General features: G+C 64.9%; 6 protein-coding genes. 2 read left to right on the top strand and 4 right to left on the bottom strand.

The features are described from left to right. Window positions 1-212 precede the first annotated feature (212 nt). Window positions 213-1,874, top strand: coding sequence for a glycoside hydrolase family 43 protein (locus M2343_RS07355; protein ID WP_413716012.1), 1,662 nt, complete (start codon window positions 213-215; stop codon window positions 1,872-1,874). A gap of 19 nt (window positions 1,875-1,893) precedes the next feature. Then, window positions 1,894-4,260 (top strand): glycoside hydrolase family 95 protein, encoded by a 2,367-nt coding sequence (locus M2343_RS07350; protein ID WP_264576150.1) that lies wholly within the window; start codon window positions 1,894-1,896, stop codon window positions 4,258-4,260. Here the strand turns inward: M2343_RS07350 and M2343_RS07345 are convergent. The 4 genes from M2343_RS07345 to M2343_RS07330 all read right to left on the bottom strand — a co-directional run bounded on the left by M2343_RS07345 (window position 4,244) and on the right by M2343_RS07330 (window position 13,639). After that, complete coding sequence (locus M2343_RS07345) at window positions 4,244-6,913, bottom strand: glycoside hydrolase family 3 C-terminal domain-containing protein (protein ID WP_264576149.1); 2,670 nt, start codon at window positions 6,911-6,913, stop codon at window positions 4,244-4,246. The genes M2343_RS07350 and M2343_RS07345 overlap by 17 nt on opposite strands. Window positions 6,914-6,959: 46 nt before the next feature. Then, window positions 6,960-8,918 (bottom strand): right-handed parallel beta-helix repeat-containing protein, encoded by a 1,959-nt coding sequence (locus tag M2343_RS07340; protein ID WP_264576148.1) that lies wholly within the window; start codon window positions 8,916-8,918, stop codon window positions 6,960-6,962. Window positions 8,919-9,125: 207 nt separating this feature from the next. After that, the gene (locus M2343_RS07335; protein WP_264576147.1) at window positions 9,126-10,670 is read right to left on the bottom strand and encodes a tryptophan halogenase family protein; all 1,545 of its coding nucleotides are present in this window, start codon (window positions 10,668-10,670) and stop codon (window positions 9,126-9,128) included. Window positions 10,671-10,735: 65 nt separating this feature from the next. Further along, complete coding sequence (locus M2343_RS07330; protein ID WP_264576146.1) at window positions 10,736-13,639, bottom strand: TonB-dependent receptor; 2,904 nt, start codon at window positions 13,637-13,639, stop codon at window positions 10,736-10,738. Between the last annotated feature and the right edge of the window lie 216 nt (window positions 13,640-13,855).

Genomic DNA, 13,855 nt, shown 5'->3' with positions numbered 1-13,855 from the left:
TATGGTTGTGCGGCGTTGTTAAGGTAGCGCTACCATTACGGATGTGGCGCGGTCAAATGGATTCCGCTCGCGCATGAATTTGTCCTGTTTGGAGGAGGATAGGCGCACCTGCAGATAAACAGGGCTGGGCAAGGAGAAATGGGAGCGCTACCAACATGACTCAGGGCAGCGAATCCGCACAGGATCAGCGTGCCGCCAGAAGGAGAGGGACAATGAAGATCGCGGCGGGACTGTGGGCGCGTGGGTGGATGGCCGCAGCGCTGGCCTTGATGCCTGCAGCGGCATGGGCAGGGCCGGAGGCCCGCTTTGCCAGCTTCGATTATGACGGGCAGTCCATCGAGCAGGTGACGGTCAAGCCGGGCGCGTACCGCAACCCCATCCTCTCGGGCTATTATCCCGATCCCTCGATCACGCGGGTGGGGGAGGATTATTATCTCGTCACCTCATCCTTCGCGCATTTTCCGGGGCTTCCGGTCTGGCATTCGAAGGATCTGGTGAACTGGACGCAGATCGGCAATGCGATCGACCGGCCCGATCAGCTCAACCTCGCCGGCCGGGGCGTGTCCGAAGCCGTGTTCGCGCCGGACACCAGCTTTCACGATGGCACCTTCTACATCGTCAACACATGCGTGGGATGCCGGGACAATTTCGTCATCACCGCCAAGAACCCTGCCGGCCCCTGGTCCGACCCCATCTGGCTACCGTTCGAGGGGATCGACCCGTCGATCTATTGGGAAGGCGACAAGGCCTATATCGTCAACAATCGCGGGCCGGATGAGACGCCGCGCTATGAGGGGCACCGCGCGATCTGGATTCAGGAATATGACTGGAGGGCCGGCAAGATGGTCGGACCGAGCACCCAGCTCATCAATGGCGGGGTGGACCTGAGCAAGAAGCCGATCTGGATCGAGGGGCCGCACATTCTGCGCAAGGATGGCTGGTATTATCTGACCGCGGCGGAAGGTGGCACGAGCGTCGATCACTCCCAGGTGGTGTTCCGCTCGCGCAAGCTGCGCGGACCTTATGTGCCGTACAAGGATAACCCGATCCTCACCCAGCGCGACCTCGATGCCGCCCGGCCCGATCCGATCACCTCGGCCGGCCACGCCAAGCTCGTCCAGACCCCGGCGGGCGACTGGTGGGCAACATTTCTGGCGGTGCGGCCTTATGCCGACAACTATTACAATATCGGTCGCGAGACCTTCCTGCTGCCGGTCCAGTGGAAAGACGGCTGGCCGGTCATCCTGCCGCATGGCGAGACGATTCCGTTCGCGCCCAAGGCGCCCGCGCTGCCTCCACAGGTCCGGCCGCCGCTGCCGACCAGCGGCGATTTCGCGTATGCCGACAGCTTCGAGGGCGACCGGCTGGCGATGCAATGGGTCGGCGTCCGCACGCCGGATCACCCGTTCTATCGGCTTGAGCGTGGCGATCTGGTGCTGGCCAGTGCCGCGCCGCTCGGCGACAAGGCCGGCACGCCTGCCTTTCTGGGGCGGCGCCAGCAGCATCATGTCGCGACCATGCGCACGGTCGTGACCTTCTCGCCGCAGGAGGAGGGCGACCGCGCCGGCCTCGCCGCGTTGCAGAGCGACGATGCCTGGCTGTTCTTCGGCCTCACACGGCTGAACGGGCAGGATGCGATTGCGCTGTATACCCGCGCCAAAGGGAAGGAGCAGCTGGTCGCCTCAGCGCCCATCGCCAACCGGGGCCCGATGACTTTGACGATCCGCGCGAACGGGGGGACCATGTCCTTCGATTATGCCGGGGCAGGGGGCATGGGCCGGCTCGCGGCGGATGTGGATGCCCGCTTCCTCAGCACACAAGATGCAGGCGGATTCACCGGCACCATCGTGGGGCCTTATGTCTGGACCCGCTAGCCGAAAGGACCGTTGAGCCATGGTCACGCGCCGCGATGTGCTGGAAGGCTCGCTGCTGCTCGCCGCCAATGCCTGTTTGCCGGGCGCCGCCGGGGCCGCGTCCGAAAAGGACAGGCCCTCGCGCGACCGGCTCTGGTATCGGCGCCCGGCGACAGAATGGACGCAGGCCCTACCGGTCGGCAATGGCCGGATCGGCGCGATGGTGTTCGGCGGCGTCGGCACCGAGCGGCTGCAACTCAATGAGGATACATTATGGTCCGGCGGGCCTTATGATCCGGTCAATCCCGCTGCCCGTGCCGCCTTGCCGGAGGTGCGCAGGCTGATTGCGCAGGGGGATTACGCGCAGGCGCATGACCTCGCGAACCGCACGCTGATTGGCCAGCCGGTCCAGCAGATGGCTTATCAGAGCTTCGGCGATCTGTTGCTCAGCTTGCCGGGCGCCGCGTCCGCTGCTGTCCCGGCGGACTATGCGCGCATGCTGGACCTCGACCGCGCCACGGCAACGACGAGGTTCACGCTGGCGAACACCCGGCATGAGCGCACGGTCTTTGCCTCGCCCGTGCGACAGGTGATCGTGCTGCGCTACGAGGTGGATGGCCCGGCGTCGCTCGATCTCGATATCGGCTTCACGCCGGCGCAGGAGGCGCAGGTGGAGGCTCGCGACGGGCTCCTGCTCATCCGGGGGCGCAATCGTGGCGCGCATGGCGTCGACGGTGCGCTGAAGCTGGCGGGGCTGGTGCGCGTGATCCCGGAAGGCGGTTCGCTCACCGCGCAGGGCGATCATCTGGCGCTGCGCGGCGCGCGGGCGGTGACGGTGCTGGTCGCGATGGCGACGAGCTTCCGCCGTTTCGACGACGTCTCCGGTGACCCGGATGCGCTTGTGCGCGGCTGGATGGTCGATGCGATGGCGCGCAGTTCCGAGCAACTGCATGGCGAAGCGGTCGCTGCCCATCGCGCCCTGTACCGCCGTGTCGAGATCGACCTTGGTGACGACAGCGCCGCCGCGCTGCCCACCGATGAGCGCGTGATCGCCGCGCAGAGTCGCGACGACCCCGGCCTTGCTGCGCTCTACTTCAATTATGGGCGCTATCTGTTGATTGCCTCGTCGCGCCCCGGATCCCAGGCCGCGAACCTGCAGGGCATTTGGAATGAGAGCATCGACCCGCCCTGGGGATCGAAATACACGATCAACATCAACACGCAGATGAATTACTGGCCGGCCGAGATCACCGCCTTGCCCGAATGCACCGAGCCGCTGGTGCGGATGGTGCGGGAGCTGGCCGAAAGCGGCGCCCGCACCGCCCGGGAGATGTATGGCGCGCGCGGCTGGGTGGCGCATCATAACAGCGATATCTGGCGCGCCACCGCGCCGGTGGATGGCGCGCGGTGGGGGACATGGCCGACCGGTGGCGCCTGGCTGTGCACACATTTGTGGGATCGCTGGGATTATGGGCGGGACAAGACCTTCCTGCGCGATGTCTATCCGCTCATGCGCGGGGCGGCTCTGTTCTTCGTCGATACGCTGCAGGTCGATCCGGCGACCGGCGCGCTTGTCACCAGCCCGTCGCTCTCTCCGGAGAACGCCCATCATGGCGACATCGCGATCTGCGCCGGGCCGGCAATGGACCAGCAGATTTTGCGCGACCTGTTCGACCAGACGGCGCAGGCCGCCGATCTGCTCGGCATCGACAGCGCGTTCGCGGCGGAGCTTCGTGCCTTGCGCGGTCGCCTCGCGCCGGATCGCATCGGCGCGCAAGGGCAGTTGCAGGAGTGGCAGCAGGATTGGGATGCGCAGGCGCCTGAGCCGGACCATCGCCACGTCTCGCATCTCTACGGGTTGTTCCCGAGCCAGCAGATCGACCCTGACGACACGCCAGCGCTTGCGGCGGCGGCGCGCCGCTCGCTGGACTTGCGCGGCGATCTCGGCACCGGCTGGGCGACGGCCTGGCGGATCAACCTGTGGGCGCGGCTTGGCGAGGGCGATCGCGCCCACCGCATCCTGCGCTTTTTGCTCGGGCCGGAGCGGACCTATCCCAATTTATTCGATGCCCATCCGCCTTTCCAGATCGACGGGAATTTCGGCGGCACCGCTGGCATCGCGCATATGCTCATGCGCAGCCGGGGCGATGAGATCCATCTCCTGCCGGCTCTGCCCTCGGCCTGGCCGACCGGCGCGGTGCGCCGGCTGCGGGCGCGGGGGGCCTGTAGTGTCGATCTCAGCTGGACGCAGTCCCGGCCGCGCACGCTGACGCTCACCAGCGCGATCGATGCTGAGCGGACCGTCCGCTTCGCCAGCCAACGCCTGATCGTGCGGTTGAAGGCTGGCCGGCCACAGCAGGTCGACGTGAGCGGCTGGCTGGGCCTCCCGCCTATTTCGGCAGGGTGACGCCGGTGGCGATGGCGAAGTCCGCGCTCTGCACCGGCAGGCCGCTATCGGGCTGAGCCGAGCCGATCGACACGCGATACGCACCAGGGAAGACCTGCCGCACGCCCTCCAGCGACACCGCGCTCAGATCGCGCGGCGAGAGATCGAAGCTGATCTGGCGGGATTCACCGGGCTTTAGCTCCACGCGCTGGAAGCCACGCAAGGCGATACGCGGGGTGCCGGGCACATCCGGGAAATCGAGATAGAGCTGCGCCACCTCTTCGCCGGTCCGCTGGCCGCTATTGCGCACGGTGGTCGAGACCCGCACGCCTTGCGCAGCATCGCCGGAGGCCTGCACCCGCAGCGGCTCATAGCCGAATTGCGTGTAGCTCAGCCCATAGCCAAAGCCATAGACCGGCGTGCCGGTGAAGTAGCGATAGGTGCGCCCAGCCATGCTGTAATCACCGAAGGGCGGCAGCTCATCCACGCTGCGATAGAAGGTGAGGGGCAGGCGCCCGGAGGGATTGGTCTTGCCGGAGAGGACATTGGCCACCGCGAGGCCGCCATTCTGCCCCGGATACCAGGCCTCCACGATGCCCGCTGCATGGTCCTTCGCCCAGGCGAGATTGATCGGGCTGCCGTTCATTGCCACGATGACCAGCGGTTTCCCTAGCGCGCGGGCTCTTTCCAGCATGGCAAGCTGCTCGGCCGGCAGATCGAGCGTGGTCTTGTCGCCACCCTCAAAGCCCGGCACCTTCACCGGCGTTTCCTCGGCTTCGAGATCCGAGGTGAGGCCGACGACCGCGACGATCACGTCCGATTGCGCCGCCGCAGCAGCAAGCGCCGCATCGGCATCGGGGGAGACGCGCTTCCACATCAGGTCGATGCCCGTGTTGATGTGCGAGGTCATGGTGATCTCGATCGGGTAGCGCTTGCCCTTCTCCAGCGTCAGCGTCTTCATCGTCGGCAGGCTGTTCCAGCGCGAGTTTTTGAGGTCCACGAACGGCTTGTCGTCGAGCAGCATCTCGCCGTTGGAGCCGGACAGGCCAAGCCGGTAGGTGCCGCTCTCGGGCGGGACGAAGAAGCCGGTCCATACCACGCGATGATGGTCGGAGACGTTCGCCAGATCGAGGCTGCGTCCTGACACATCGGCTTCCCTGCGGGTCACAACCGGCTTGGCCTGGAAGGTCATCGCCTTGGTTGCGCTGTCGAACGTGCCCGGGGCGAAGCGGGCCGGCGGCGTCTGCGTGGGATTATAATAGCGCGCCAGCAGCCCGGGCTTGCCATCCGGCGCGACGAGCGCCGTCGTCGGCACGCGGTCGCCATCGGTAAAGGTCTCGGCGAAGGGGGCATGGTGGATCGTCGCGCCGGGCATCGCCTGGCGCAGCCCCTCCAGCACGGATATCGGCGGGCCGGAGAGGGTGGAGGAATAATTGCCGCGCAGCACGCGGGTGGCGTCCGCCAGCGGGCCGATGACGGCGATGCGGGCATCGGGCTTGAGCGGCAGCGCGCCATCATTTTTAAGCAGTACCAGGCTCTTTTCGGCGGCCTTCAACGCCAGCGCGTTGTGGTCCGGCGCGCCGATGACGGATGGTGCTATGGCCGGGCGCGGCGCAAGACCGGGCAGGTCGCCATTGCGCAGGCGCGCGGAGAACAGCCGCACGAGCGCGGTGTCGACATCGCTCTGGGTGATGAGATTGCGGTTCAAGGCGTCGAGATAGGGCTGTCCCAGCCCGGCGGTGTCGCTTAGCGTCGCGCCATTGCACTCGCTGTCGACCCCGGCGCGCATCGCGGCGGCGACGGCCGTGGCGGCATCCGGCGCATAATGATGATTGCGGTTGATATCCGTCACCGCATCGCAATCGGAGACGACATAGCCCTTGAAGCCCCAGGCGTCGCGCAGGTGTGTCTTGAGCAACTCGTCACTGGCGCACGCCGGCTGCCCGTTCACACGGTTATAGGCGCACATGATCGATCCCGCCTTGGCGTCCACGATGGCAGCGCGGAAAGCGGGCAGATAGGTGTCCTCCATGTCGTGGCGGGAGACATAGACATTGGCATGATGGCGCGTCGATTCCGGGCCGCTGTGCACGGCATAATGTTTGGGCGTCGCGATGATGTTCGGCCGTGCCGGGTCAGGCCCCTGCATGCCGGTGATGAACGCCTTGCCGATCTCGGCCGTGAGGAAGGGGTCTTCCCCATAGGTTTCCTGCCCGCGCCCCCAGCGCGGATCGCGGAAGATGTTGATATTGGGCGACCATGTGTCCAGCCCCGTGCCGATGCGCCCCAGGCGTCCGGTCTGCCGCGCCAGCGTATGCAGGCCCCGCATCTCGACGCTGATGATGTTGGCGACATCATGAATCAGTGGCGCATCGAAGGTGGCGGCGAGGCCGATCGGTTCGGGGAAGTTGGTGGTCGGCAGCGTGCCCATCGCGCCGTGCAGCGATTCCGTCCACCAGTTGTAGCCGGGAATACCAAGGCGCGGGATGGCAGGCGCGACATTGAGAAGCTGGTCCGCTTTCTCCTGCGGCGTGAGCTTCGCCACGATCTTCGCTGCCTGCCGCTCGGACTGCGCCATGACCGTGTCGGCATCGTCCGTCTGAGCGGCCAGCGGCACGGCGAACACCGCAGCACCCGCGAGAATGAGGGCGCGTAGGGAGGGGGCGGGGGTCATGGTCTGTCTCCAGCGTCTGAATCGGCGAAAGGATGGGGAAGGGCGGTCATGGCGCGGTGCCGCCCATCTGGACCCCGGCACGGGCGATGACGGCGCGCGCCTCGGGCGGCCAGGCCTGCCCGTTGACGGCAATATTATTGGCGAGGTGGTTGTTCAGATAGGCTGACCAATTGCCATTGGCCTTGCCGCTGTTGAACCAGTTACCGGTCGCGACATTATCCAGATTGGTTCGGCGCGGCCGGGCGTCGTCCTGCGCATTGAGGTTCACCCACAGGCCGACGCCGTCGATGACGTTATTGCGGACACTGACGTAGCGCGAGCCTTCGTCCAGATAGACCCCGATGCCGCCGGGCACGTCATAGATGTGGTTTTCGGCAATCAGCGCGCCCGGATCGGCGGAGAGATGGTAGATCGCGCCGCCGTCCGGAAACCAGCGTTTCACGCCATGAACGCGGTTACCTAAGATCACCGTGTCGCGGAGGATCGTCGGCGTCTCGTAGATGCGATTGCCGGGCTGATCATAATAGCCGCGCGCCCGCGTCATATAGGCGGTGTTGCCGCCGGGATCATTGGTCCCCCAGCCCCAACCGACATCGATGCCATCATAAGGCGCGTCGGAAACATCATTATGCAGAATGAGCGTGGCGGAGGCGTAGGTAACCAGAATGGCTGCCTGCTCGCGATAATCCTGCGACACTGTCTCGATGTGATTGTTGCGGATCAGTATGTCGCGGATGGCCAGCTCCGGTCTGGAGGGATGGTGGGCATCGACGGTGGTTCCCCCGACCATGATCGCGCCGCCGGCCAGCGGGCCGAAGCGCGAGCCACTGACCTCGATCGACTGCGCGCCAAGCCCGGGGCCGCGCATATTGGCTTCCGGGTTGTTGCCGATGCCGAGCGCGATCTGCCCCAGTTGCGCGAAGGTGACATTGCGGAACGTGATGCGGCGCGCGGCGGAAATCTGCACGGCGGCGGGCTGCTGGCGCCAGTGGTTGCGTTGCGCCTCGAACGCGGCACAGCCCCAGCTGCAATCGCGAATTGGATCGGCGGGATAATTGAAGATTTCGCCTGCGAGATAGCTCCCGCTCTGCTGGCTGGCATAGCCCTCGGCGCTGCTCGGCCCGCGCCAGCTTGTGTGGCGGAAGGCCAGCCCCTCGAAGAGAATGTCCGACACCGGCGCCTCCGCGCTCCCGGCGATCGTGATGAGCGCCTCCCGTCGCGGCACGACGATCTCATGGGCCTCGGGCGACTGGCCATCCTGCGGCTTGTAGTAGAGCACGCCTTTCGCCGGATCGGCGTACCAGTCCCCGAATGCGCGCATGAAGGCGAGGGCATTGGCGACGAAGAAGCGGGCCTTGGTCCCGGAGACCGGCTTGGCAAAGGTGTCGTAGCCGATCAGATTGTTCCGCCAGCCGGGCTGCTTGAGAAGAATGCGGTCGCCCTTGATCCGGTCGATGACGGCCCGTCTGTCGGTGAAGAAGCCGGTGTTCTCCACCTCCATGCGGCTCTGGTCGGGCAGGGTCGCAAGGAAGCGCCACGCCGAATCGACGATCTGGATGCCCCAATCGAAAAAGGCGAAGGCGCTACGGGGCGCCTCGACAGCGGCGCGACGGGCGAGGTGGCCATCGACCCATAATTGGCGCGGATCGCTGCCTTTTCCGATCGACGCCGTCCAGATGTTGCGGTCGCGGTCGGCGAGCGTCCAACCCTGCACGATCGACCCGCCGGAAAGAGTCGGCTTCGCGCCGGGCTCGGCTTCCCAGCGGACGATATGGCCGGCATGGCCGCCATCCTCCGCGCCAAAGTGCAAAGGCGCGTCGAGGGTATAAACGCCGTCGGCGAGCTGGACGGTGACCGGCCTGTCGCGGTTCAGCCGCCGCACCGCCGCCTGCGCCTGCCCCAGCGTGCCGAACGGACGCGCGGCGCTACCATCGCCCGTCTCTGCGCCAATCGGCGCGACGTGCAGCGCTACCGGCTCGGCCTCCGGTCGCGGGGATATCTGCACATTGGCGAAAGCATCTTCCGAGTTGGGTGCGCCTCGCGCAGGCATTGCGGGGATGACGGGCGCAGGCGGCAATTGCGCGGCGACCATACACGGCCATGCGCTGGTCAATGCGATCAGGATGCGAAGTGGTGGAAGAAAGGTAGCGCTACCCAAAAAGCGCGGGACTAGGGGCTGAATGCCGGAAGCCTGTCTCATGCCCCTAAATGCTCAGACGGGCTGGAGGCCGTAGTCGCGGATCTTGCGCAGCAGGTCGCGATGGCGCGGGAGGCTGGTGCGCAGCCGGTCAGTCTGGCGGCTGTTCTCGCGGATCGCCTGCATGGCGACGGCAGCCTCGGGCGTCAGCGTTTCGGGTGCGACTTCTGTGCGGAAGCCCATGCCGTACAGCACATATTGGTAGCTCGCGGCGGGGAAGACCTCTTCGATGCGATCGAACTCGTCATGGAACCAGGGCGATTGGTAAAGCCAGAGGTGCAGCAGGTCCTGCAATCGGTCCGGAATGGTCTCCGGCAGCAGATTGTCCCGCCAGAAGGCGCTGTCGGTGCGCTTGGTCAGCACATAATGCAGCTTGAGGAAATCGATGATCCGGCCCCAGCGATAGCTGGTGGTCTCGTTGAAGCGTCGGGCGATGATGTCCATCACCTCGCGGCAGGCCGGCATCTGCTCGGCGATCATCTTGGCGGAGAGTTCCACCAGCACGATGGCGGAGGCCTCCAGCGGCTCTAGGAAACCGGCGGCGAGGCCCACCGCCACGCAATTGCGCTTCCAGAAGATTTCCCTGTGACCTGAGCGGATGTCGATCTTCCTCAACGGAAGGTCCGCGCCCGCCGGGCCGAGATAGGCGCGCAGCTCGCGCTCGGCCTCGTCCTGCGTGATGTGGCGGCTGGAATAGACATGGCCGATCCCCCGGCGGGAGGGCAGGCCGATGTCCCAGATCCAGCCGGCACTTTGCGCGGTGGAGATGGTGTGCGTCGCGACCGGGCTGCTCTCGCTCTCATAGGGCAGTTGCACGGCCAGCGCGGTGTCGCAGAACAGGACGTCGCCGCAATCCTTGAACGGCACGCCCAGCGCATCGCCGAGCAGCAGGCTGCGAAAGCCCGTGCAGTCGATGAACACGTCGCCTTCGATCTCGCCGGCCTGCTCCGTGTCGATGGCGCGGATGTCGCCATCCTCCGCCAGCAGCACTTGCCGGACATCGGCCAGCACATGGCGCACGCCCAGGGTCTCGCAGCAATGGCGCTGCAGGAAGGGCGCGAACTTTCCGGCATCGAGATGATAAGCGTAGTTGGCGGCGCCTTCATATTCCGCCGTGGTGATGGATTTGGGCCCTAGATTCTCGTCGCAGATCGCGCCCTGCGGGCACACCGTGTCGCAAAAGCTCTGGCCCTTGCCGTTGGCGAGCCAGTGGGGGACGAGATTGACCCGGGCAAAACCCTCCGGGAGAACGAGCGGGTGATAATAGCCGTCATCGGCCGCGCCGGTGGTCCAGCGATTGAAGCGCGCGCCCTGTTTGAACGCCGCATCGCATTCGCGGAAGAAGTCGGTTTCGGAGACGCCCATGGTCTTGAGCGTCGAGCGCAAGGTGGGCCAGGTACCTTCGCCAACCCCGATGATCGGCGTGTTCGGCGATTCCACCAGCGTAACCGTGAAACTGTGCGGGATGCGGCCACGATGTCTCGCCGCGATGATCCCAGCCGTCAGCCACCCGGCGGTGCCGCCGCCGACGATCACGATATTCTTGACCGGATGAACCATGACCACTCACATGAACGATGCGGGGGAGCGCAGGAGTGCGCTCCCCCGGCAAGAAGTCAACCCGATCAGTACTTCACACGGACACCGGCCGAGAAGCGGCGCCCGTAAGAGAAGACATCCAGCGTCTGATTGCTGAACCGCCCGTGCGTGCTGTAGGTCGAATTGTTGAGGTTGTTGGCCTCGACAAAGACCGTCGCGAAAGGCGTGACGTCATAGCTGGCCGAGGCATCGATCTGCAGTTGTTGATCGACATAGACCGGCTCCGCACCGAAGGTACCGCCCTGATCCTGACCGAGCCGGACCAGATATTCGTCACGCCAGTTGAGGGCACCACGGATCTGGAAGCCGTCCTTGTCGTAGAAGGCGATCAGGTTGGCCGACTTGGCAAGGCCGGTGATCGAGAAGGCCGAGCCATCCGTGCTGGTAGGATCGTAGTTGCGGTTGCTCCACGGGAAGGTAGCATTGGCCTGGAAGCCGAAGCCGCTCTCGCCAAAGACGTGCTGCACGGCGATTTCCACGCCCTTCACGGTGGCTTCCGGTCCGTTGACCTGGCTGTTCACGTTGAAGCGCGCAATCCGGCCGGTGCTGGGATCGATCGCATCGTCAATCGACTGCACCGACACGCCACCAACCACGAAGTTGGTGATGTGCTTGAGGTAGAAGTTGGCCGAAACATAGGAGTTGCGCTGATAGTACCACTCTGCCGCCGCATCGAAGTTATCGGAGAGATACGGCTTGAGGTCGGGGTTGCCGCCACTGGCCGAGAGGCTGCCCACGCGCAACGTTCCTAGCGTCACGGTGGGACGCAGCGCGGCGAGGCCCGGACGGGTCAATGTCCGCGAGGCGCTCATGCGCAGCAGCAGGTTGGGCATCACCTCCAGCTTCGCATCGAGGCTGGGCAGGAGGAAGGTGTAGTTGGAACTGCGCGAGATGGTCGTCGGATCGGAGAAGCCGTTGGTCCCCAGCGCAGGGTTCGGCTGGATGAGGGTCGGATCGCCCGACGGGATGGACAGGCCCAGCAGACGGCGCCCGATCGCGTTCGAGGTCAGATGCGTGCCTTCATGCCGCAGACCGGCCGTCAGGCTGAACGGCATCCCGCCCAGATCGGTGTCGAAGGTCGCCCGGAAGAAGATGGCATAGGTCTTCTCGCGGATTTCATACACGCTGGCCGGATCGAGCGTCGGTGCCACCGATCCACCCGAGGCTTCGAGCAGCTTGTAGACCTGATAGGGGTCATAGACGATGACCGAAGGTCCGAGATTACCCTGATAGCCCGGGATCCAGTTTGCGGTGCTGATGATGCCCTGATAGACGCTGGCCGGCAGTGGCGCGATGCCGCCGCTTGATCCGCCGGGGCGTCCGGAAGGCGTGCCATAGCCCGAGCGGCTGGCGAACACGCCATTGCTGAACGTGCTGGTGTTCTCGCCGTACAGCTTGTCTTCCATATACTGGCCACCGAAGGCCAGCTTGACGTTGTCCTGATCCCAGCGAAGAACGGCCCGCAATTGCTTGACGGTGTCGGCATTGTAGGGCGCGCCACGGACAATCACGTGCGAACCGATCACGCTCGTGTCGGTAAAGCGCGAGACATTGCCTGCCGGACCAATGTCGTGGATCTGCGGCAGATAGTCCTTGCTGGGCCCGAGGATCGTGACGCCGGTATTGGCTCCCAGGATGGTGGTGCCGCCAGCATTGGTGCCACCGTAACCGATGTCCATGCTGTCATTATAGCCGTTCCGGCCCGGATTGCGGGTGCTGCGGGAAATGAAGCCGTCAACATCCAGCTTGAGGTTCTCGCTGACATCCCATTTGACGTTCGCGCCGATGGTGTTCGTCTCAAGAATGGTGCGGGTGTAGTTGGCGTTGAAGTCCATCGGCGTGCCGAATTGCGAGAAATCGACGACCGTGCCGTTCTCGTCATACTTCACGTTGCGCAGGTCACTGCCGTTGAACCAGGCGGCATAGCCGAACGCATTGCTGTGCACGGTCTGACGGCTGAAATTGTCGTCGACCGTGATGAGCAGATTGTCCGAGGGCTGCCACTGCAGGGCGATACGCGCATCGAGGCGCTCGTCCTTGGTATGGATCTGCTCGATGCCGGTTTGCTGCGGGAACCAGTTCAGCACCGAATTGCGATTTGAGGGCGTCGCCCAGGCGGCGCTGGTGGCATCGCTGGTCGGTGTGCAGGTCGGCACATTCGGGCCGGCCTGGCAGGGCGCGAAATTGGCGCCGATCCAGCCCGGTACGAACACGCGGTTGGAGGTGGTGTCCGTGCGCTTGTAGTTGACGTTGCCGAGGATGCCGATGGTGTCATCCGCGAATGTGTTGGAGATCAGCAGGCCGGCAGACGGCGTCACATCCTTGCTGCGCGACTGGTACGAGCCGGAGGCGCGGCCGATGACCTGGAAGCCCGGACGGTCGAACGGCTTGGGCATCTCCACATTGATGAAGCCGCCGATGGCGCTGGTGGAGAGTTCCACATTGGGCGTCTTGTAGACGTTCAGCCGGCCGACGAAGTCCGAGCCGATGGTCGTGAAGTCGACGCCGCGGTTGCCAATGGCGGTGGAAATGTGGCGGCCATCGACCAGCGTGTCGATGAAGTCACCGCCAAAGCCACGGATGGTGACGCCGTCCGCCTCGCCACGGCGACCGTTGCGCTGCACGGAGACGCCAGGCAGGCGCTGCAGGGCGGCCGCGACGTTAGGATCGGGGAACTTGCCGATGTCCTCGGCCGAGATCGCTTCCACGACGCCGGCGGACTCGCGCTTGATGTCGAGATTCTGCTGAAGCGAGGCGCGGTAGCCGGTGACGATGATGTCTTCAGTCGATGCGCTCTGGGGCGCTGCGCTGCTTTGGGCCATCGCCGGTGCCGAGACGATCAGCGCCAAGGCACTGGGGGCGCCGAGCAGGACCGCCTTGAGAATTGCAGGACGATTGAGATAATCGAAGTTAGGCTGATTGCCTTTCATAACCCCCTCCACTTGTAATCATCGAACGGCTCCGCTGGCCGGTTTCCCGGGCAGAAGACGCCATGAAACGGCATTGCTGCCGCCGGTTTTCACATGATGCGGATAAAGTGGTCCCTTGTCGGCGTGACACGTCACGCTTACACCCTCTCCAGACATCGTGTTTTTCTATGCTTGAACGTTAGTGCGAAAAGGTAGCGCTATCAAGCTCAAATTTTC

Origin of the sequence: Sphingobium sp. B8D3B, from assembly GCF_025961875.1 — a bacterium.
In the GTDB taxonomy this organism is placed as follows: Bacteria; Pseudomonadota; Alphaproteobacteria; order Sphingomonadales; family Sphingomonadaceae; genus Sphingobium.
This window is presented reverse-complemented; position numbering and strand designations above follow the sequence as displayed.